Origin of the sequence: Imtechella halotolerans, from assembly GCF_028743515.2 — a bacterium.
GTDB lineage: Bacteria > Bacteroidota > Bacteroidia > Flavobacteriales > Flavobacteriaceae > Imtechella > Imtechella halotolerans.
The window spans coordinates 2,555,099-2,577,859 of record NZ_CP117969.2 but is presented as its reverse complement, the minus strand read 5'-3'; the positions used below and the strand labels follow the sequence as shown (position 1 = coordinate 2,577,859).

16 protein-coding genes are annotated in these 22,761 nt (G+C 33.2%); 3 read left to right on the top strand and 13 right to left on the bottom strand.

The features are described 5' to 3' along the window. Nucleotides 1-15 precede the first annotated feature (15 nt). Nucleotides 16-1,065, top strand: coding sequence for a ferredoxin--NADP reductase (locus tag PT603_RS11505; RefSeq protein ID WP_008236338.1), 1,050 nt, complete (start codon nt 16-18; stop codon nt 1,063-1,065). A gap of 6 nt (nt 1,066-1,071) precedes the next feature. Here PT603_RS11505 and PT603_RS11500 read toward each other — a convergent pair whose 3' ends face one another. Both PT603_RS11500 and PT603_RS11495 read right to left on the bottom strand, forming a co-directional pair. Next, the gene (locus tag PT603_RS11500) at nt 1,072-2,118 is read right to left on the bottom strand and encodes a glycosyltransferase family 9 protein (RefSeq protein WP_008236339.1); all 1,047 of its coding nucleotides are present in this window, start codon (nt 2,116-2,118) and stop codon (nt 1,072-1,074) included. Between the two features lie 48 nt (nt 2,119-2,166). After that, complete coding sequence (locus tag PT603_RS11495; protein WP_008236341.1) at nt 2,167-2,769, bottom strand: DUF4254 domain-containing protein; 603 nt, start codon at nt 2,767-2,769, stop codon at nt 2,167-2,169. Between the two features lie 63 nt (nt 2,770-2,832). Here PT603_RS11495 and upp point away from each other — a divergent pair, with 63 nt between their 5' ends. Further along, nucleotides 2,833-3,492, top strand: a complete 660-nt coding sequence (gene upp, locus PT603_RS11490; protein WP_008236343.1) for a uracil phosphoribosyltransferase — start codon at nt 2,833-2,835, stop codon at nt 3,490-3,492. Here the strand turns inward: upp and PT603_RS11485 are convergent. Beyond that, on the bottom strand, nt 3,481-4,404 hold the full coding sequence (locus PT603_RS11485; RefSeq protein ID WP_008236344.1) for a DUF6427 family protein: 924 nt from the start codon (nt 4,402-4,404) through the stop codon (nt 3,481-3,483). The two genes, upp and PT603_RS11485, sit on opposite strands and share 12 nt — an antisense overlap. Nucleotides 4,405-4,550: 146 nt before the next feature. Between PT603_RS11485 and PT603_RS11480 the strand changes: the two genes are divergently transcribed. Beyond that, a complete protein-coding gene (locus PT603_RS11480) occupies nt 4,551-4,778 on the top strand; it encodes a DUF6341 family protein (protein ID WP_008236345.1) in 228 nt (75 codons plus the stop codon). 51 nt (nt 4,779-4,829) lie between these two features. On the opposite strand, the gene PT603_RS11475 is transcribed toward PT603_RS11480, so the two are convergent. From PT603_RS11475 to PT603_RS11430, 10 genes are all read right to left on the bottom strand, one after another. After that, the gene (locus tag PT603_RS11475) at nt 4,830-7,667 is read right to left on the bottom strand and encodes a M16 family metallopeptidase (RefSeq protein WP_008236354.1); all 2,838 of its coding nucleotides are present in this window, start codon (nt 7,665-7,667) and stop codon (nt 4,830-4,832) included. Nucleotides 7,668-7,672: 5 nt separating this feature from the next. Beyond that, entirely contained in the window at nt 7,673-9,931 is a 2,259-nt protein-coding gene (locus PT603_RS11470) for a Gldg family protein (RefSeq protein ID WP_008236357.1), read from the bottom strand. Continuing rightward, nucleotides 9,932-10,894: an ABC transporter ATP-binding protein gene (locus PT603_RS11465; protein WP_008236359.1), complete on the bottom strand. Its 963-nt coding sequence runs from the start codon at nt 10,892-10,894 to the stop codon at nt 9,932-9,934. It lies immediately after the preceding gene. A gap of 20 nt (nt 10,895-10,914) precedes the next feature. Further along, entirely contained in the window at nt 10,915-13,185 is a 2,271-nt protein-coding gene (locus PT603_RS11460; protein ID WP_008236361.1) for a DUF4350 domain-containing protein, read from the bottom strand. A gap of 96 nt (nt 13,186-13,281) precedes the next feature. Continuing rightward, entirely contained in the window at nt 13,282-14,826 is a 1,545-nt protein-coding gene (locus PT603_RS11455) for a PKD-like family lipoprotein (protein WP_008236363.1), read from the bottom strand. A gap of 50 nt (nt 14,827-14,876) precedes the next feature. Further along, on the bottom strand, nt 14,877-15,605 hold the full coding sequence (locus PT603_RS11450; protein WP_008236364.1) for a DUF4843 domain-containing protein: 729 nt from the start codon (nt 15,603-15,605) through the stop codon (nt 14,877-14,879). 20 nt (nt 15,606-15,625) lie between these two features. Next, a complete protein-coding gene (locus tag PT603_RS11445; RefSeq protein ID WP_008236365.1) occupies nt 15,626-17,092 on the bottom strand; it encodes a RagB/SusD family nutrient uptake outer membrane protein in 1,467 nt (488 codons plus the stop codon). A 10-nt stretch (nt 17,093-17,102) separates the two neighbouring features. Continuing rightward, the gene (locus PT603_RS11440) at nt 17,103-20,477 is read right to left on the bottom strand and encodes a SusC/RagA family TonB-linked outer membrane protein (protein ID WP_008236366.1); all 3,375 of its coding nucleotides are present in this window, start codon (nt 20,475-20,477) and stop codon (nt 17,103-17,105) included. Nucleotides 20,478-20,609: 132 nt separating this feature from the next. Continuing rightward, nucleotides 20,610-21,779, bottom strand: coding sequence for a FecR family protein (locus PT603_RS11435; RefSeq protein WP_008236367.1), 1,170 nt, complete (start codon nt 21,777-21,779; stop codon nt 20,610-20,612). Nucleotides 21,780-21,957: 178 nt separating this feature from the next. Continuing rightward, nucleotides 21,958-22,566: an RNA polymerase sigma factor gene (locus PT603_RS11430; protein WP_008236369.1), complete on the bottom strand. Its 609-nt coding sequence runs from the start codon at nt 22,564-22,566 to the stop codon at nt 21,958-21,960. Nucleotides 22,567-22,761 lie beyond the last annotated feature (195 nt).

The following is a 22,761-nucleotide window of genomic DNA, read 5'->3' as shown; positions in this document are numbered from 1 at the left end:
AATGATTTAAAACTAATGACACATTTCCATACACTTACCGTAAAAAGCATACAACGTATAACCCCAAAGTCGGTAACTGTCTCCTTTGATATACCTGAAGCCTTACGTAAAACTTTTCAATTTAAAGCTGGTCAGTACCTTACCATTAAGAAAAGTTTTAATGGAACTGAGGTTCGTCGTTCTTACTCCATTTGTAGTACCCCCGAAAGTGGAAAACTAACCATAGGAATTAAAAAGCTAGAAAATGGTTTGTTTTCGCAATATGCCAACAATGACCTAAGGGAAGGAGAAACTATTGAAGTTCACGAACCTGAAGGGCGTTTTATATACCTCCCATCTTCAGGGTCCAGAACTATCCTCGCTTTTGCCGCCGGGAGTGGCATTACTCCAATCATGAGCATCATGCAGACGATCTTAGAGGAGGATAAGGATAGTAAATTTATATTGGTATATGGAAACAAATCGGTAACAGAAACTATGTTTTATGATACTATCCAACAATTAAAAACAAACTATCCTGACCGATTACTGGTTCAATATATTTTTAGCAAAAGCGAAGAAGATGGTGCTCTATTTGGAAGAATTGAGCGCTCAACTGTCAACTTTCTTTTAAAGAATAGGTTTAAGGATGAAAATATAGAAGAATATTATCTTTGCGGACCAGAAGAAATGATTAACACCGTAAGTCAAACTCTTTTAGAAAATGGGATCTCTAAAGAACAAATTCATTTTGAGCTTTTTACCTCATCTATTAATCCTGTAACAAGTAACGAAGTCTTTGAAGGTCAAACTCAAATTACAGTTACTGTTGATGATGAGGAAGTTTCCTTCGTTATGAGTCAGAGTCAAACGGTATTGGAAGCCGTATTAAAGCAAAACATTGACGCTCCATACTCGTGCCAAGGAGGCATTTGTAGTAGCTGTATTGCACGAGTGAAAGAAGGAGAGGTAACCATGGTCAAAAATCAAATTCTTACTGATGGTGAAGTAGCCGAGGGACTAATATTAACTTGTCAATCCCATCCTACCTCGACAAAAGTTGTCATTGATTACGATGATGTTTAAAGGAGGTTATCCCAAGATCTCCTTTACCTTATCTACAATAACTCCCGGGCTAATCGTCCGCATAACATGCTCATATCCATGTGGAACTTTGTTTCCATAAATGGAAGTAGGAATAAGCGGATATTTATCCCTATCAGATAGTAATACATTATCAATTTTCTGCCCAAATGGAGAGAACCCGGCAGCAGGATGAGTTACACCCCATATAGTTACTGTTGGCACTCCATATATGGCAGCTAAATGAGCATTTCCACTATCCATTGATACCATTATATCGAGGTGAGAAATTAAATTTAACTCCTCAGCAAATGAAAATTCACCAACCATGGAAAATGTATTTGGAAAAGTATCGGCCATTCTTTGAAGTGTGTTTTTCTCTTTTTCTCCACCTCCAAATAACATTATTTTGTATTCCATTTTTGAAAGAACACTAATAACTTCCTCCATTAAGTCCAGTGGGTACATTTTTCCATTATGTGCAGCAAATGGTGCTATCCCAATCCACTTTACATCCTTTGTACCCAATAAATTTATGATTTTTAAACCTAGATCCCTTTTTTCAATAGGCGTAGCAAGTGTTAAGTCTACTGGATATCCCAAAGACTCAAATACATCTGCATACCGCTCAACGGTATGTTTCAAAAAATGCAATTGCTTTTGATTACCTGATGTTAATATTCTTTTTTCAGCCCTACCTTTATCCAATTGAGCTACCGGTGTTCCTTTTAATTCAAAAAACTGTTTAAGAACCTTACTTCGAAGAACATTGTGTAAATCGGCCACCTTATCAATCTCTAATGGTTTTAACTCTAGAAATAACTTCAATAATCCTACAATACCTTTATGCCTCTTTTTTACATCAATCTCATACACTTTACACTGCGATAAAGAGGAGAACATGGGTTTAAAAAAAGCTCTAGTGAGCACAGTTATACGTAAATCAGGATACTGAGTTGTTACGGCTTTTAATACAGGAATAGTCATAGCGACATCTCCCAAAGCCGATAGACGAATAACCAACACATGATTAGATGGTGAAACGGTGGTTTTCAATACTAAAATGGTTAAAGATTGCTACAAAATAACATAAGGCTTAAGTTTTTACTTCTGCCCTCTTAAAACTGGATTAAGTTCGTTATCGTTATACATCTTCATCTGTTTGTATACTTTCATATACTTTCTTCCTTCCTTAATATCCTCCAGTAATTGGTCAATGGCTGTAGATAAATCTACACGTTGCTCCAATAATACGTCTAATTTTTCCTTACACTTTCTACGATGATCAGCTGTGGCATCTTTACGTTCAGCTTCCTCTCGCATATGATAAATCTTAAGTGCTAGAATGGACAAGCGATCGATAGCCCATGCTGGGCTTTCAGAATTAATTGTAGCCGTGTCAAACGGGGATACTTCTTTAAATTTATCAAGAAAATAACTATCAATATATTCAACCATATCAGTTCTATCTTGATTAGAGGCATCTATTTTACGCTTTAAATCCAGGGCTGCAACTGGATCAATTTGCGGATCACGAATTATGTCTTCATAATGCCATTGAACAGTATCTATCCAATTTTTTCTATATAAAAGATGTTCTATTGTGTTTGACTCATATGGATTCACAAAAGATTGGTATACATCATCGATTATATGATATTTACGGATACTTTCTTCAAAAATTTTAAAGGCAAATTCGCTAAACATAGTTTTTATTTTCCACAAATATACTTCTAATTCGCTATTTTTGAAACATTATAGCTTCATGTCATGCATATTCATCATTTAGGATTGGAAAACTCTGTGTTAAACAACTTCATTTTGGAGTTACGTTCAGTAACTATTCAAAATGACAGTATGAGATTCAGACGAAATATAGAACGAGTTGGTGAAGTCTTGTGTTATGAAATGAGTAAGTCTCTTACATACAAGTTAGGAGATGTGGTCACACCACTAGGAAAAAAAGAGATTCAAATTCTTCACGACAAAATAGTCATTTGTTCAATCCTTAGGGCTGGATTATCTTTACATCAGGGTATCCAAAATTATCTTGATCAAGCCGAAAATGCTTTTATTTCGGCCTACAGGCACCATACCAATGACTCAAATGATTTTGAAATTATTGTAGAATATCTAGCCGGTCCTTCCATAGAAGATAAAATACTACTACTAGCAGACCCAATGCTAGCTTCAGGACAGTCTTTTGTAGCTGTAAAAAAGGCACTTTCATCATTAGGGAATCCAAAAGAAATTCACCTTTTGTCTGTCATTGCTGCTCCTGAAGGTATTGAATTTGTTTCAAAGCATTTTCCTGAAAACACCCATTTATGGATTGCTACCATAGACAGTCATTTAAACGAAAAGGGATACATTATCCCTGGTCTAGGGGACGCTGGTGACCTTGCTTTTGGAAGCAAGTTACAGCATTAATGCCACCAATGGCAAAAAAAGGAATATCCAAAATATTAGTTCACGAATCCAATTTCTTCTAATTTTTTCAAGGAAACACGCAATTATAACGGCTAATGGAAACATGATAAACATAGTTTCGGCTCCATGGTTTTCTTCAGCCCCTAAAGCAATTCCAACACCTATGAGAAATGCTGAAATTACAATAAGTAATTCGTTCTGGTACTTTCCCGATTTTTCACCTATTCCTAAAAAATAAAGTAGCAGAGCCCATCCTCCAATGACACTTAAAAAGCCCATAGGAATCATATACCGCAATTGCATAAATCGATCAATATCCCAATCCCATTGTGGGGTTATAGAGGCAATGCCTTGTATAGGCTGATTAAGTAATATTGCTACTGTACAATAAAGAATCCAAACTGTTGCAATGGAAAGTAATGGTACCAACCAATTTTTATAATCTCTCGGTGCATAAAGGAGAATGGCAAAAAAAACAAGCACTAAAAAAAGTAAACTCCAACTAAAAAAGAAGGAGGCCACACTTATCCAAAATACAGCATCAAAAATTTTAAGTTTGATTGTTTTCATGGATCGCATGCTTACAATACGTCTAAGCGCAAGGAGAATGAAAGTATGTGAAATAATTATATTTAAACTATCATAGATATATGGAAAAAAAGCCAACATAACAGAAAAAAGCAAGATTACGTAGGCATTATTTTCGGTAAGGTCATTTTTCTTGTCGATAAAATTTACCATAAATAGGTTGATAATTAGCAAGACAATAATCGCTAATGATTGAAGTATATTTCCTAAGTCCCATTTACTATGAAAAATGAAAAACTGGTAAAAGAGCATGGTGATAATCATCATTACCAGCAGGATAAGAAAATTGACAGGTCGGGTATTTTTAAACAGATCGGAAATCATACAATATTGTCGAATTGAAGTACAAAAATTAAACAATTTATCCTTTTAATCACTTTCAACATCCAAAAATTTATAGGTATATTTGTACCGTTCAATCAAGGTACAACTCAAGCAGGAATGTTGTACACCAATAAAATCGATTTCTTATGAAAAACTTTTTTGAAGGCATTCAATATTTGTTCGAAGATATTCTATTTACCCCTCTTCATTGGCTTCGTAATTTGGAGTTGGAGAGTTGGTGGGCAGCCAATACGCTAAACTGGATTTTCATCATTATATGTGCAACTGCACTAGTTTATTGGATTCTTCAATTGAAGAAATTCAATGATAATAATGAAGAGAATAAAGACGTTACTGCTCATTCATACCTATAATCAAAACATATTACTATAAAAAATCCCGCTTGTTAGCGGGATTTTTTTCTACTATTCATTTGGATATAAAACCAATCTGGCTTCACTCCTATTCTTGAAAAGTTTTTTAAGGACTTTCTTCAATCTATCTGGCTTCATCTTTTTAACAAATTGATCATATTTCAATACATGCTCTGGGTATAATTCATCTCTTTCTAATGCGGTTAAAGAATTAAGCCAATAGTTATTAGATCTGATATTTTTTTCAAATTGATGTAATTTCTGAGTAATAAACGTATCTAATTCTTCAGGTGTAGGCCCCTCGTTTAGGAGTTGATTAATTTCTTCATTTGTAGCCATAATAAGTTCATCTGCTCGTTGAGGTTGGCAAGTGAAATTAATTGAAAGCATAAAATAACTTTCTGGAATTTTCGTCCTGCTTAACTGCACAGATGGACTGTAAACTCCTCCTTCATTCTCTCTTAATCGCTCAATTAATCTTGTGTCAAGGATACTTTTGAAAGCCTCAAGGTACAAATTATCAGAATGATTGAAATGATAATTATTATGATACGCTAACACAACTGTAGCTTTTTCATCCATTCCCTTATAAACAGTCTTGTTAATATGCCCCTTAAGAGGAGAAATCCCAACATCATTATAATTTTCTTTCCGTCCAAATGATGGTAGTCCACCTAAATAAGTAACCAGAATGGGTATCATTTCTTTCTCATCTATATTTCCAACAAACACAAAGGTCATATCAGATAAATCAGCAAACCGTTCTTGATAAAAATGAAATGCACTATCCAAGTTAATTGTAGCGATATCCTCTAAACTAGAAGAACGAATCCATTTGCTATTTCCCTGTAATACCATGTTAATTGTATCCTGAAATATGGCAATAGGATTAGTCTCCTTGGCTTTAACATTGATTTCATATTGTTCAATTAATCGATTAAATGTAACACTGTCCTTTCTGGGATATTTAGTATACAAATAAATTAACTGTAATAGACTTTCAAAATCTTTTGGTGAGGCATATCCTTTAAAACCCTCATAATACGTAGAAATATATGGCTGGAAGGAAAGTGATTTTCCGGTTAATACCTTTTGCAAATTTGAACTGGAGAAATCAGCTACCCCAGATGATGAAATAAGAGTTGTAGCTAATTTAGCAGATTCTAAAACTTCCTTATTCGCCAACGAAGTACCACCAGGACTAAAGGAAGTAAATCTAATCTCATCATTTTTAAAGTCTGTTATTTTAATTATAATTTTAATTCCATTTCCCAATGTTAATTCTGTAGTTCCTAAATTACTATCAGCCCTCTTAGAAATTAATTTTCCGCCCATTGGTTTTTCATCTAATATTGTCATCAAACTACTCACCTGATCCTTATATTGTTTTACTTCTCTTGAATTATTTGAAAACCAATTAACCAACTCAACTTCATTTGGTAAAACCTTTTCATCATTAGAGGATCCCTGTAAAGTTAATACCCAATTATCATCTCGGATAAAGCTCTTGTATTGTTTGTTAACCTCATCAAGTGAAATTTGGGAAATAACCCATTGGTAAAAATGGAATAAGTACTTTATGTCCATATAGCTTTCATTAAACACAAAATGTTTAACAAGTTGATTTACATAAGCTTTTGAGGATGTTTTATTACTTTCTTTATAGCTTTTATCAATTGAACTAAAAAGCTCAATCTTAGCTCTCTCTAGTTCTGCCTCTATAAATCCAAATTGACTAACCGATTCGACATTGTCCATCACGCCATAAATTGATTGTTGTAACGATTCTGCAGATTTTGCTACTACTTGTATCGAAAAAGCATCTATATTTCCTAATCCTCCTTGATAAGGGCCATAAGCGATTCCTGCTTGTAAATATGTTGCTTTACCATCTTTAACCTCTTCACTAATTCGTGAAGCTAACATGGTATTAATTAAACTGTTTACAAGAGATTTTCTTAAGTCATTATTTGTAATTAATGGGGATGATGAGTTTTTTATGTTTAAAGTAGCAACAGTATATGAAAATTCTGGATCTAATGCGATAGCAACCATTGGAGAGTTATTATCCTCTATTGAATAGTTTTTAATCTCTAGCGGATGGGTTGATTTTTTAATTGGGTTAAAATACTTCCCTATAAGACTTTCGACATCCTTTGGGTTAACATCACCTACAACAATGACAGACTGTAAATCGGTTCGATACCATTTTTTATAATAAGAAGTTAACCTAGAATGTTCAAAAGTCTTAATAACATTCATATCACCTATAGGTAATCTATCTTTAAATCTTGAATTAGCCAATAATACAGGCAACAATTTCTTACTCATTCGCTCATTGGCATTTTTCCCCCTTTGTCTTTCCTCTTCTATAATAACACCACGTTCAGCATCAATTTCTTTAAAATCAAAAGAAACCTTATTTGCCCATTCTGATAAAATCTCTATTCCATCCTCCAATAATTCATTGTCATTTGTATAGATTGGAAGTTGGTATACCGTATGGTCAAATGTAGTATAAGCATTTAAATCTGCCCCAAATCGAATACCTGCTTTTTCAAGGTAATTAATAAGTTCATTTTTAGGATAACTTTGAGTCCCATTGAACGCCATATGTTCAGTAAAATGTGCTAACCCTTTCTGATCATCTTCTTCTTGTAATGACCCTGCTTTAATAACTAAATAAAGTTCTGCCCTATCTTTTGGCTCAATATTACGCTTAATATAATACGTAAGCCCGTTATTTAATTTTCCAACATGTACACTAGTATCTAATGGAATTTTATTTTCCGCCCTGTAGTCTTCTAATTCTGATTGAGCAAATATAATAACGGGGGTAAAAAGCAGAAGGTAGGTTAAGTGTATTACTCTTTTACAATTTAATTTCATGTATACTATTTTCTTTTTCTATTTAATAAAAATCCAGCGCCAACACTCCCAATTAACAATGGTAGGAAAGCCATATAACTTGCTTTAATCCATTGTATTTGATTTCTATTCAATTTAATAACCTTGTCTATGGCCTTAGGTCTTGAAACATCTACAGGGTATTCTCCATTGGATAACCATTTAAAAAGGCGAATTGCGAATGAGGAATTAACGGTTTGCGGACTGTTTCGATTCATCTCAACATTACTCATAAAATCAGCATCACCGATAATCACTATCCTTTGCTGTTTGTCCCGAACTTTTCTTTCCAAAGCAATTGCAACTGAGGCTAAAATCAATTTATCCTCCTTTGGATTAAAGGATATTTTTTCTGTTTTTAGATCAAATTCACCATATTTAACCCAGGATTCACTAGGATCTGTATTTAAAATTGGAATAACATTAAAATCCATTGTATCCTTTACAATTACAGGCATAGAACTAGGAAATGCTACAATAGCCTGATCGTGGAATTTTAAACCAATATTTTCAGAAGACGAAGTGAACTTTGCTTGAACTAAATCCAATTCATAATTTTCAGTTTCCTGAAGTAAACTTCCGGAATCAAAAGAAACTCCGATAGTCTCTAGAATAGGATTTAAATAAGCAGATCTTCCAGGCTCTCCAGCAATAATAATATTACCACCCTCCTTGATATAGGAGTTAATAGAATTAATTTCTATATCGGAATATTTATTTTTTGGATCTGAAATCATAACTATTTCAGGATTTTTAGTCTCAATAGAACTGGCATCAATGGTTAATACTTCAAATCCACTATTTATTAAAGATCCCCTCGTATTGGTGCTATTCATAATCACCTGATAATCGGCATCAGAATAAGAATTAAGCTGTCTTTCACCGTTATTTGTCAATACAGCCACAGTAACAGGCTGATACATTATTCTTTTTATCGCAGTAGTAATTTCAGCCTCCTTTGGATACACAATAAAATCATCAAACATTCTTAATGGCGTTTGCCTATCACCAATTTTTACAAATCTCACCAATCGATTTTGTTCAGGAATTAAATTGACCTTTTCCTTGATTTGTTTAGGAGTTAGCATTTTTTCAAAGTCAAATTTATGAACTGAGACTGCTTTTTTAACCAGTTCAGATAACGTTTTAGTCGTATCGTTATACTGAACCAGGGTGTCATAATAAACAATATAGTTCATTTTTAAATCAGGCAAAAAACGTCGGTAGGTCTCAAAACTATTAAGATCCTTTATCCTATTCTTTGGAGATCCATATCCTGCACTACTATGTATTGCATTTACATAAGTTGTGATTTCCACAGGCTCAATGATTTTGGCAATTAAGTCTTGCGAGTTTTGTGTAAGTGTTCTATCATTAAATCGTGTACTGTCCAGATAAAAATTCCATAATGGCAAGGAGGAAATATATCCAAGCGCAACCACAATAATAATCAACGAAGTATACTCTATTGACTTTCGATTAGTTGATTTTGACTGTCTCTGATTTTTAAATCTCAGAATGGTTAATCCTAAAAATAATAGAATTACTAATAGAAAATAAATTAAGTCTTTAGTTGATAATAATCCATTAATAAAATTATCTGTTCGCCCCGAGATTGAAAACCAATAAGTAATATCTCTTATTAGATCATAGGACTGCCCGACTTGCCCAATGAAATTCAACAAGGCTAAAATAGCGAGAGTACTCATGGCTGCCACAACCTGGTAAGAGGTTAGAGAGGACATAAACAATCCCACGGCTGAATACGCACACATAAGCAGGTAAATTCCCAAAATTCCACCAAGGATAAATGGAATATCAAGGTTTTCAATAGAGAACATTCCTGTGATTATGAAACTACTCAACACAACAACAAGTAATAAGCAGTACACCATTAATGACAGGTATTTTCCAAGTACAATCTGAAAAACAGTAACAGGTGAAGACAATAATAACTTAAATGAACCACTGCTAAGCTCTCGGCTAAAAAGTCCCATACTTAGCAAGGGTATGTATAAATACAAATTCTTTTGAATTACTGCTAATATCCCTTTTTCACCGGCAAACAAAACCTTAGTCAACACACTTATTGGTCTTCCTAATTGTTGTTGAGTTTCTTGAGCGTATAAAAGCTCTGTAAAGGTCACCCCTGTTTGCACTAAAAAAATGATAAATATTAACCAAGCAATTGGAGAAAAGAAAAGAATCCCTAATTCCAATTTTGCAATTTTTAATAGCTTTTTCATTTAGGGTGTATTTAAATAATTTGAAGATTCCTGATTTCCTTTTGTTTTATTAGATAATTGAGCAAAAACACTATCTAAAGAAGTTTTTTCTAAATAAATTTCAAGTAAACTCCATCCATTTTGCACGCTTGCATGAATAAGTTTTTTGGTAATTTGTGTTTCTGGTTGAAACTCAACTTTAACCTTATTATGATGTACTACTTCTACATCTATAACACCATGCTCATCCCTAATTTGTTCTAAATTGGGCAATAGTTCAAACTCCATAATCAAACTACTAGGTTCTATGTAATTATTAAATGCATGCAATGTATCTTTAAACACAATTTGTCCATGCTCAATCATAACTATATCATCACAAGTTGCTTGAACTTCAGAAAGTATATGAGTAGAAAGGATCACAGCCCTGTCCTTAGCTATTTCTTTAATTAATTTTCTAACCTCAATAATCTGATTTGGATCTAATCCATTAGTAGGCTCATCCAGAACCACCAACTTTGGATTATGTATTATAGCCTGTGCCAACCCAACTCTTTGCTGATATCCTCCTGATAAATTTTTCAATACACGTTTACTGAAATGAGATATTCCACATTTTTGCTTAGCTATCTCAAGCGCTTCTGTAACTTTCTTTGAAGGTATTGAACGTAAATGTGCACAATGAATAAGATATTCATCAACTGTAAGTTCAAGGTGTAACGGAGCCTTTTGAGGTAAAAAACCTATTAGTTTTTTGGCTTCAACTGGATTTTCTCTCACATTAATACCATCAATATACGCACTCCCATCTGTTTGATTAATTACCCCACAAAGGATGTTCATAGTAGTTGATTTTCCGGCTCCATTGGATCCCAAAAGACCGAGAATACCTTTTTTTGCTATATTAAAAGATATGTTTCTAATAGCCCAATCCTTACTGTATTTATGGGATAAGTTATCTATGTTAGCAATAAAATCTTGCATGTTAAATCTTTTGTATTATGTTATTTTTGTTTTCTTCTTAATAAAGTTACACCTCCTAAAATCCCAATGCTTAAAGGGATAATTAGAATCAATAATTTGCTGATCCAACCTATCTGTTTTTGGGAGACTAAAATGGTGTTATCAATTGGAGAGGGACGAGAAACATCAATAGGGAATTGCCCATTACTTAACCATTGAAAAATCTTCATTATGCAATCATAATTTTTAGTTTGAATATTAAACCTCCTAAGTTCAGCGTTGCTCATGAAATCTGCATCTCCCATAACTACAATTCTTTGATTCTTTCCATCCACATTTCTTTCTAAAGCAACCCCAACAGGTAGTTCATTACTCCTTTGTACACTTTTATCTAAAAACAAAGAATCCTCTTCTAGGTTAAACAAATTGGTTTCTCTCCATACTTCATGGGAGTTCGTAGTAAGAAGCTCGGTAAGTTTAAAACCTGGAACAACAGAATCAGTTCGAATTCCTACGGCCCCAGATAGGGCAACAACATCTTCATTTTTAAAAGGCAAATTCAGAAAGGAAGCCTCTTTACTTAAACTGGATTGGATTAAATCCAATTCAAAGTCATCCGTTTGTTGTAATAAAGTACCTGGAGCAAATGAAATACCAATCTCCTTTAAAATTGGATTTAACAACTCTTGCTTTGACGGTTCTCCAGCAATAAATATGTTCCCTCCCGTACTAATAAATTTTTTTATATCTTGAAGTTCATCTGAGGTAAATGGGGTAATAGGGTCTGCAATAACCAAAACAGTTAGCTCGGGATCTTTAGAAATTTGCGAAACCTGATTAATTGACTTTACAGTAAATCCCTTATTGACTAAGGAACCTCGTGAATTAATTGCATTGACAGCTGATTCGTAGTGCTTATCCCCAACTAAATCTATTCGCCTTTCATCATTATTAGATAAAAAACCTAAAACTGTTGGAGTATATAGCAATCGTTTAATTGCAGCAGATATTTCAGCCTCATGAGGATAAACATACATATCAAGATACATACGTAAAAATGTACTCTTGTCCTTATAGGATACTTTTCTGACAAAAACATTTCCCTCTGGTTTTAGATTAATTTCATTTCTAATTTCATCTGGAGATAAAATTTCTACAAAGTCGTACCCATAAGCCGTAGCATACTTTTCAGCTTTTTCCTTTAACGTTTCATTTGAATTATCTCTTGAAGTAAACGTAGAATCATAATATGCCACATATTTCATTTTCATTTCGGGCATGTAACGGGTATATTGTTCAAATTGCTTTAAGTCAAAAATTCTGAACTTAGGAGCTCCTAGATGAGCAAAGTAATTTAAAACATTTACATATGAAGTAACCTCCAATGGTTCCTCCAGAGAATCTATAAGAGCAATACTCTGATCTGTTAGCGTCTTCTCTTTAAAACGAGTGGTATCTAGGTAATGATTTAATTTGGGCAAAGAACTGATATACCCAATCAACAATACTCCTAAAATTAGGCCTACGTACCTCACTGCATTGATTCCAGTTGCGTATGTTTTACGACCACTATTTAAACGCATCACTGTAAGTGAAAGAAAGAGTACAATTACTAAAATAAAGTAGATAACATCTTTACTGCTTATTAAGCCATTTAAAAAATTATCAGCCCTTCCCTCTATCGAAATCCAATATGTAATGTCCCTTACCCATTCTATGCTCTGCCCTACTGTTCCAATATAACTGAGAGTTGCTAATACTGCTAATGTACTTATTGCTGCTACGACCTGATAAGACGTAAGTGATGACATTAATAGTCCAATTGAAGCATAAGCACAAATCAGAATAAATAGCCCAAATACCCCACCCAACAAATACTTAACATCTATATATTCAATAGAATAAAAAGAAACTACAATAACAATTAGAGTCAAAATCATCAATAAAAACCCATAAACAACCATAGCAAGAAATTTTCCTAAAACTATTTGTGAATTGGTAATTGGTGAAGATTGGAGGAGCTTTATAGAACCACTGCTCAACTCTCTACTCATTAACCCCATAGTTAATAGAGGGATATAGAGATACAACTTATTCTGAAGGGATGCAAAGAAACCATCTGGCCCTCCAAAAACACTCATTGTAAGTCCTTTAAATTGATTTCCTAATTGTTGACTTGCTTCTCGGGCTTCTAAAATATCACTAAAAGTTACCCCAATTTGTACAGCAAATATTATTAATATAATCCATGCAATAGGAGAAAAGAACAAGACATTTAATTCAAGCCTTGCTATACGTAAATATGTATTCATTGATTTTTTAAGATTAGATAATTCAAACATCTTATTCATAAGATATTCTCCAAATAAAGGGATCTTGACTCAAAACCCTTTATTTGAAAAAATAAATTATAACTGGGTGGTTATGGCTGAAATACGTCCAAATCCAGTAAACTTTCTAATGTTTGCTTGATCTATATTACCTATACCAACATTAACAAAAGGAAGTAAATAAACAGTTCCTTCTGATCCATATGTAGAAACTATTAATTGTTTATTATTACTGGCCAAGTATTGATTTGGATCACTTTTGTATGGATAATCCGCCTGTTGGAATACCTGCATTGTTGTTATTTCAGCCCCATCAGGAATTGTATATCTATGTTCTATAACTGGAGTAGTACCAGCATAAAGAACAGCATAAATTTTGCTACCAGAAGCATAATACATTATACGCTGGTTGTCAAGAAAAACAAAATGACTAGCATTTTGAATGTCAGGAGCATTCGAAATATCATATACGGATTTAGGCGCAGGAGCAATTACAGTTGGATAGTTGTCTTGCCCTGAATCCAAAATAAAAATTTCAACTGCACTCGAATTTTGATCCTTTAACAAATGTCGAAACTCTCCTTCTGTACTTACACTGGCAGCCAGGTTAATTTTGTTTGGCAATTCAGAAGGATTAAAAGGTCCGTCTATCACTGATGGAGTTACATACATATTTCTGTCTCCCCAAGAATTAAACGAAGGCTGATAAACAAAATGACCGTTTACTTCATCGTAAAAACTTAAAATAATTGGTAGGGGATTATACGTAAATGGATTAGAAGCCACATAAGTAGGGACCGTAAATTGTGAGTCGAAAGGAAGCCCAAATTTAGTTGAAGCTCCCAAAAATGTTGCTGTTAGTTTACCCCCTTCAATCAATAAATCATTTTGCCTTACACCTCCCAAGGATTGTGGAAGATACGTTGCCTTAGAGGTGAAAAATAAATCATTATTTTTTCCACCCAAAGTATAATCGATAGTGTTAATTCTGTAAATATCAGTATCCGTTATTCCCAATAGGGCATCAACACCATAGATTTTTGTAAACCTCATATCCTTAATAAGACCATCTATTCTGATTCCATTATTAAGAGATGAGAATACTTCATACTTCACACTAACATCATTGAAACCTGTGGTAACTTCAGGGCTCATAATATGACTTATCTCTGTTGAATTTCCATCGTAAGTTTCAGCAATAATTAATCCTTCACCTATATTATTCAGTACAGTTACTGGCCAAGTCATAATATAGTCAAGACCTGTATTTTTATCAGTAACGGTATAATAGAGTTGATGTGTTTTTCCCGAAGTATTAGGTTTAAACTTTACCTCATAATCTAAATTTCTGTCATTTGAAATTATTTGATATAGTGTATCATCAGGCACTAAATTAATCTTCCACTCATAAATTAAATCAGTGTCCTTTAATGAACCCATCTGTAACTTAGGAATGACCTTTAAAAAATCAAATTGATAAACTGAAAAATTTACCATATCAGTAGTATCAATATTGACTCCTGATATTGGATTTAAGTCTAATGTGCTTCTATCGCTATAGCAAGATTGAAAAATTCCTGCGACAACAACAAATACCACAAAATATTTTATTATGTCTTTCATATTAAATGTTTTGTCATGGTTAAAAAATATACTGCTAGGCTGGTATAACCTTAATCAAAAAGTGATTTAGTGTAATATAAGGGCTCAATGAGTTCTCCCGCCTGAGTACCGTCATCATGCCTTAAAGGATTGTCTGGATTATCTAAGTTCCATTGCTTTACATAATCTCCAAATTGGGTCCCGAGAGCCTGAGCACCTGTTGGACCCAACGCTCTGTAGTCTTGTAATGTGAATGTTGTTAATCCCGTTGAAGCCACCACAGCCCTATAAGCTGAAGTGCTGGCAACCCTTGTAAAGAAAAAAGAATAATATCGCCAATTAGGAACAACTACCTTATTAGTCCATACTAGATTGAAATACGACGATTCAATATTTCCCTTAGTAAAATCATCCGAATTAGAAATTTTCATATGAATACCTACAGATTCTTCATTTAATTCATCTGAGTTAAATATTTTAACATAAAGTTTCCCTTTGAATTCTCCTGCTTTTACAATTCCTTCTAATACATCATATTGATTATTAGAAGCAGTAGTTAATGAATCATTTAAAACTTCAATTTGAAAATAACGATCATAATCCTTAGCATTCCCTATTACTCTTACTGGAATCTCCTGAATATACTCCCCTGTATTATTTCCTAAAAAAGAGTACGTAAAATTCTCGCTTGTAAAATTTATGGCATCATTAGACTTAAAACTGGTTAACTCATCCTTATGACAAGAACTAAACCATAATAAGCAACATAATAGATATACAATTATATTATTTGTTTTCATTTTTAGTTTTTTTATGGTTATTAACTTCCAAACTCTAATTCATTATCTGGCAGGGGCAATACATAAATATTGTCATTAACCTCAACCGTTGTCGGTACCCCAGGAATGGTTGTTTTGCCTAATCTTTTATAAAAAAAGAAGAGTTGGCCTTCACTAATAAATTCCTTTCGATATTCCTTTTGCAATTCTTCATCAAGCTGTTCTGGAGTTAATGTAATTGGGAGTTCATCAAGAATTCCGCGACTACTTCTAACCTTATTTAAATAAAAAACAGCCTGTGCCGTGTCTTGTTCACCAATGAAGTATTCAGCCATTATGTAATACATTTCAGCTAATTTCATTAAAGGAACTTGATTCGGATGCATCGTTACATTTCGTTGTAATAGTTTAATGCTCACCAACCCTCTTGTCTGACTTGTCAACATTGTATTATACCGAACATCCGCAATACCCACATTAACATTTTGTGTTTCGTAAATTTCAGAGGCATCCGTTTCACTAATAAACACTGCATCATAATTAGTCTCTGAATTAGCATTTAACAAAGGGTTGCTCAGATTAGCTAATCCATTTACATTTAAGGTAAAAAGCACCTCCGGATAAAGTATTGGATCATTGCTTACCAAATAATTTTCTGAAGTGATTAGCTGAAATGGCGCTTCTTCAATTACCTCTAATGCTGCAATTTTCGCCTGATCAATTTCTTGATCATTCCCCATCCATAATAAACTTCTAGCTTGTAATGCCCGAACTGCATAATAGTTCATTCGCTGTTCTCTATCATCATAAAAACCTTCTCGGTTTACTTCTGAAAAATGTTCACTACTATTAGTATTGTGAATATAAATGGGATCTTTCTTAAGCAGTTCAGCCGCCTGATTTAGATCATTTTGTAACAATGTAAATGTTTCACCATAAGGGCGACTTGGAGTGATTTCTTTACTATTACTAGTAACGTAGGGAATTGTAAACTCAGAATTTAAATTTCGCTGAGTTAAATTTCCTAAACCAAACAAACGCAATAAATCAAAATGGATAAAAGCTCTTAACCCTAACAATTCTCCTTTAATCAAACTGTAATTAAGTGGATCAAGCACCTCTTTATTCTTATCGATATAATACAATGCACTATTAATATTAGCAATGGTATTATATGATTTTTGCCAAATGTTATCAATTTGACCTGTTGACCTTGACGTAGCATAATTAAACTGCTGTATATTTTCATATCTAGCCAAAGGAGGCAAATCCGCATATTGCCGGCTTAATAAATCTACTAAATACCAGGTCATGTCCTTGCTGTACATTTCTGGTCTAGTCATTGAGATATAAACTCCAATTAGGGCGTCTTTAAATCCTTCTTCAGTTTGAAATTGTTTTTCAGCTCGAATTTGTAACGTAGATGTTTCATCTAGCCAATCCGAACTACAGGCCGAAATAGCAAATAGGCCCAGGATACTAAAAGTAATATTTCGAATATTTTTCATAGTTGTTTTTTTAAAAGTTTGCCATCAAAGAAAATGAGAGATTCCTAGCAAATGGATATTCTAGTCCACGTTCAATTCGTACGGATGAAAAAGTAGCAACCTCATTCATATTAAAATTGATTCTTAACCTACTTAACTTCAAGTAATCAACTACTCTTTTATTAAACTCATAGTACACATTAATGGCGGCTATGTCTAACTCATTCCTGTCCTGAACAAATCGGGTCGTTGCTCGGGTTTTTTCTGCAAAAACTTCAAAAACATTATCTCCATCAGTATCTGCAGAATAATTCCCTAGGCGTTTAAATAATGCTTCCTGTCCAGGATATAACCATCTACCAGTTAACACTCGTTTGTCCACATTATAATTCATGTCAACATTCTCTACACGGTCAACCAAAGTATTATTATATATTTGGCCGCCTCCTAAATATCGACCTGTAAGACTAATACCAAATCTTTTATATTCACCAGAAATACCAAAATTTCCTCTATACTTTGAATTGCTATTTCCAGCCACAATCATATCTGAAACATCCCATTCAAAAGTTGTAGAACCGTCTTTCTTCATATAAATTTCATTCCCTGTTGCAGGATCAATTCCCAATGATGGAACAGCCCAGATTGCATTCATCGACATTCCATCTTCATATTTATTTACTGGTTTGCTGTTTCCTCTATCGGCTGCTAGCTCTTCCATTCGCTGGTTAAAGCTTCGCATTGAATTTGAAAGTTCTACAATTTTGTTATTATTCATTGCTATACCAGCGTTAATAGCAACAAAATTACGTCCACTAGACCATAAAAGGGCTGATACATCTACTTCAAGACCACTATTCTTCACTTTACCTAAATTGTCTTTAACACTATTAAATCCTGTAGAATACGGCAACGTTATAGCCGTTATTAGGTTTTCCGTATAACTTTCGTAATAATCCATGCGAAGCGATATTGGCCCCTTTTTTACATCTAATCCAACATTGTAATCAAACTTAGTCTCCCATTGTAAAAATGGATTAGGCAAATTGTTAAGATAAGAGCCTGGAAATCCTTGATAAAGTGATTCTAGGAAATAGTTATATGTAGCTATTGACTCATTAGTATTAAAGTTTTGATTTCCAGTTGACCCTATTGAACCTCTTAACTTTAACTGATCTATAGAAACCAACTCCATAAAGGATTCATTATGAATATTCCATCCTAACCCTAAGCTCCAAAAGTTAGCCCATCGTTTATCCGATCCGAATTGTGAAGATGCACTTTTCCTAAAAGTCAAATCACTTAAAAACCGCTCATCATATGTATAAGATCCAACTAACAGGAAACCTACATCTCTTGATAGTCCCTCAATTCCTGTGGGTCTGGAGTCTAAAGCATAAGCCTTCGCAAAAAGAATATTATCCATCCTGCTACTTGGAAAACCTTCTGCCCTATGGACTATTTCATTGAATTTTCGTTCACTTACATTAAAACCAAAATTCGAGAAAATAAAATGTTTTCCAATATTCTTGGAATACTGCATATTAAAGTCCCCGGAAACATAGCTGCTTTTTCCATTATTTATTTGGTAAAGGCCCTTTCTAGTGGCATCTTCCCCAACATAATTTTCAAATCTGGTATGCTTTGAAGGGTAAAACTCGTCAGCTTCACTTTTTTTAACATCAACTCCAATTCGTGTAGTAGCTCTTAACTCTGGGATAATATTCCATTCCAAATAAAAATTATTTATGAAGTTGAAATAACTCGATTCATTTCTCGAATTAAGAGTTGAGTTATACAATGGATTAGTATAACCACTCCCATCTTGAGCTATTTCGGCATAATAAGGTATTGTCCCATCTACATTAACTGCTCTCCAATATGGATTCATTTTAACATAATCCGAGAAAAGCCCATAAGGAGATTCTTTCCCAGTATTATTATTTGCCATCATTATATTTCTAAACGAAAAGTTCTTAATCCTATAGGATACTGTCATGCTCCCCGTAATATTGGTTCTTTCGGAACCTTTCATAGCTCCTTGTACATTTCTATAGGATACATCTCCAAGTATTCTCAATTCTTCTGAACCAATTTCGGCGGTTAAAGAATGCCGCTGTCCAATCCCATTTCGCAGGGGTTTTGCTAACCAATCAGTATCTAACCCTTCTAATGCCAATTTTTTTCTAGCATTATACAATTGTTGAAGTTGAGCATATTGTTCAGGATCATTAAATTGTGGTATATAATAACCATCTATTCGTTCAGCTTCTAGTTTTTCAAGAGAATTTGTCAAATTATAACTACTTAAATCAGGCAATTCTAAATCAATACTGGTATTGTACGTAATTAGTGCCTTCTCCGAATACATTTTTGTAGTTTCAATTACGACCACTCCGTTGGCTGCCTTCGCTCCATAAATCGCTTTAGAAGCAGCGTCCTTTAAAATAGTAATTCGTTCGATACGATTAATATCCAAATCAAATATTTGCTCAATGTTTGTTTCAAAACCATTTAAAATAAACAATGGTTGATTAGGGTTTCTAAGATAATTCCCCTTTAAACCACTTGCATTTTGTTCTCCTGGGAAAGTAGAGGTTCCTCGTATTTGAATGTCAGGTAATGTATTTGGATTAGAACCTAAAGAGAAATTATCTACTAGAACTATAGAAGGATCAATATTTTGTATAGCTTGAAAAAAATTAGCGTTACCAACTTTTTTTAAATCTTCTTTAGTGACTGTTATTGAAGATCCGGTAAAACTCTCTGATTTCCGCTCATAAATTCCAGTAATTACAACTTCAGATAATTGAGTCAAATCCTCTTCCATGACGACATCTATCTTTATTTGATCTGAAACCTTTTTAAGAATTGTTTTAAATCCAATATGGCTAAAAAGTACTACATCACCATTTTTCACTTCAATTGCATATCCCCCTTGATCATCTGTAGTACTACCTTTTCCTGTACCCTGAACCAATACAGTAACTCCTGGAAAAGGTTTATTTTCTGAATCCGTTACAATTCCTTTTATGAAAAATGTCTGTTGTATATCAATTGATGATTGACGTTTAAGAATAATTTGATTTTCTATAATAGTAAACGTTGTTGGCGTATCTTTGAAAACTCTTTCTAGAACCATTTCTAAAGGTAGATTCTCCACCTTAAGATTAATTTTTCTTTGAAGATCTACATCAGAAGTTTTATAGACAAATCTATAATTAGTTAATGATTCTATTTCGTCAAGTAATTGAGAGACTGTTTTATTCTGACTGCTTATTGTTACTTGAAAGTATAAATTATTGGCCTGAAGAGATAAAACGGAGAAAAAAAGTACTAAACTATAATTTTGTTTAAGTTTTTTCAAATAGGTCACAAAACAAGTTTTGGCTTGAAGGTTTTTCATATATTTAAGGTGTTTTTCGTGGTTAAATTCTAATCACTTTTTTAAAATCGGGAAATGTTGCGAGCATTTTCCGATTTTTATTTTTCTTTCTGGGTTCAATTCATAATTAACATAATTAAAAAGTTAACATTATTAAAATATAATAATCTCATTTCCATTTATGGTGTACTCTATTTCATAAATTCTATTTAAATATGCCAAAACCTTTTCTAAAGGCTCTTTCCCAAAATTTGCATTAAATGTAATTTCAGCCAATGATGCCTTTTGATTGTTAATTTTTACATTATAATGTCTTTCGAGTTTTTTAACGATACTTTCAAATGTTGCATTTCTAAACACTAACTCTCCATTTATCCAAGAAGTGTAAAGAGTTGTTGGCACCACCCTTTTATCAATAATTCTATCTTTTTTACTAAATGATCCTTTTTCTCCTGGGGAAAGCCTTATCTCATTTGAAGGATTACCAGAGTACATCCCTACAGACCCTTCAACCAAAACAACATCAGAATAAATATCTTCTCCATAATTAGAAACATTAAACGATGTTCCATAAACCTTTATATTCAAATCATTGGCTTTAACAATAAAGGGGTTAGTAGCGTTATGAACAACATCAAAATAAGCCTCTCCATCTAAATAAACTTGTCTTTTTTCATCAACAATTGAAGACGGAAAGACCAATGTTGAGCCTGCATTCAAAAGAACACGGGTTCCATCAAAAAGCACTAATTCAAATGTCTTTCCATAAGGTACATATACTGAGTTATAGGCTGTAACCTTCACTTGGCTATCCTTACCAACACTAACATCTTTAAAAAACTTTCCAGTAATTTCACCAACCTTCTCCCCTTTATCATTATACAAAGTCCTATCAGTTGAATCATCAATTAATGAAATCACTCCATTTGATTGTGTGAAAATAATTTTTTCATCAGGTATTTGAAGTGGAGTAGATTCACTAACAGGCAACACCAAAAGTTTATCTGAGGAATTATTCCATACAAAGAGGCCAATAAATATAGCTGCTACTGCGTATTTCCAATAATTCCTTTTTGGGTTTCGAGCTGTAACCTTAATTTGAGGAGTCTGTAATATTGATTTAAGTATCCTATCTCTTCCTTCTGGGTCCATCTCAGGGAATTCCTTAACATTCTTCAATACTTCTGTTACATCCAATATATCATTTGGATGATTTTGAAGTTTGATATAATTAAAAAGTTCTTCTAATTCGATTTCTGTACTTTCATTTCGTACATACTTTTTTAAAAGTCTTTGGAAATTCTCCTTTTCTGATGGGCTCATAAATTCAACTATCGTTTTTTCCTTCTATAAATAATACAACTCAAATTTGAGTTTGTACTACTCGTTATTTAAAAAAATCGAATTTTATTATAAAATCGAATTTTTCAATGACAAGACTTCAAAACTTTAAGAGATAATGTCATGATCCAGAAATGGATTCTATTTTAATTAAAAATAGTTAAGAAAAAAACATGTTTAATAATGAGTACAAAAGCAAAAAAGTAACATCTGCTTTTAACTGTAGATATTTCCTGATGAATTGTAGTGCTTTTGACATTTGATTCTTGACTGTACTCATTGAGATATTAAGCTCACTACTAATATCATCATAACTCATACCTTGGTCGCGAGACATCTGATAAATTATCCTTCTCTTTTCAGGTAAAAGTTCTATTGCTTCAATTTTCAAACTTTGATATTCCTTATCTATCAATATTTCAAATGTAGCATCACGAGTTGAAATGGCTCTGTAAAAAAGTGATTCTTTAAGCGTATGTTGATTAGCAGATTTTTTTAAGTAATTAAATGATAAATTCTTGGTTATAGTATATAGATAAGCCTTTAATGAAGAATTTAAATCAATATCAGAAGCATGAACCCATAGCTTAGTAAAAACTTCTTGAACAATTTCTTCAGCGTCTTCTCTTGTCTTTAACAGACTAAAGCAATATGCATAAATGGGTGGGTAATATTTTGCATAAAGAAACTCAAAGGCTCTCTCATTGCCAACCACCATCTCTTTAATTAAGAATTTTTCAGAGCTATTTGATTCTATTTCTTTGTGCATTTCACTACAAATTATTTCACATAATTTACTTTACATTGAAGATATTTTACTTAAAGTTTTAATAATTATTAGGTAACAATTTTCAAATATATAAGTTTTTTATAAAGTTACAACTCCCTTAAAGATAACTTGATTTAAAGTTCCTTATCTGTCCTCTCACACCACCCTTCGTACAGTTCGGCACAGGGCAGCTCT

Excerpts from the sequence above, each read along its gene's own strand:
- PT603_RS11455 (WP_008236363.1), bottom strand. The coding sequence starts at position 14,826 with ATGAAAGACATAATAAAATATTTTGTGGTATTTGTTGTTGTCGCAGGA.
- PT603_RS11470 (WP_008236357.1), bottom strand. The coding sequence starts at position 9,931 with ATGAAAAAGCTATTAAAAATTGCAAAATTGGAATTAGGGATTCTTTTC.
- PT603_RS11475 (WP_008236354.1), bottom strand. The coding sequence starts at position 7,667 with ATGAAATTAAATTGTAAAAGAGTAATACACTTAACCTACCTTCTGCTT.
- PT603_RS11440 (WP_008236366.1), bottom strand. The coding sequence starts at position 20,477 with ATGAAAAACCTTCAAGCCAAAACTTGTTTTGTGACCTATTTGAAAAAA.
- PT603_RS11430 (WP_008236369.1), bottom strand. The coding sequence starts at position 22,566 with ATGCACAAAGAAATAGAATCAAATAGCTCTGAAAAATTCTTAATTAAA.
- PT603_RS11465 (WP_008236359.1), bottom strand. The coding sequence starts at position 10,894 with ATGCAAGATTTTATTGCTAACATAGATAACTTATCCCATAAATACAGT.
- upp (WP_008236343.1), top strand. The coding sequence starts at position 2,833 with ATGCATATTCATCATTTAGGATTGGAAAACTCTGTGTTAAACAACTTC.
- PT603_RS11485 (WP_008236344.1), bottom strand. The coding sequence starts at position 4,404 with ATGATTTCCGATCTGTTTAAAAATACCCGACCTGTCAATTTTCTTATC.
- PT603_RS11505 (WP_008236338.1), top strand. The coding sequence starts at position 16 with ATGACACATTTCCATACACTTACCGTAAAAAGCATACAACGTATAACC.
- PT603_RS11445 (WP_008236365.1), bottom strand. The coding sequence starts at position 17,092 with ATGAAAAATATTCGAAATATTACTTTTAGTATCCTGGGCCTATTTGCT.
- PT603_RS11450 (WP_008236364.1), bottom strand. The coding sequence starts at position 15,605 with ATGAAAACAAATAATATAATTGTATATCTATTATGTTGCTTATTATGG.
- PT603_RS11460 (WP_008236361.1), bottom strand. The coding sequence starts at position 13,185 with ATGAATACATATTTACGTATAGCAAGGCTTGAATTAAATGTCTTGTTC.
- PT603_RS11435 (WP_008236367.1), bottom strand. The coding sequence starts at position 21,779 with ATGAGCCCATCAGAAAAGGAGAATTTCCAAAGACTTTTAAAAAAGTAT.
- PT603_RS11480 (WP_008236345.1), top strand. The coding sequence starts at position 4,551 with ATGAAAAACTTTTTTGAAGGCATTCAATATTTGTTCGAAGATATTCTA.
- PT603_RS11495 (WP_008236341.1), bottom strand. The coding sequence starts at position 2,769 with ATGTTTAGCGAATTTGCCTTTAAAATTTTTGAAGAAAGTATCCGTAAA.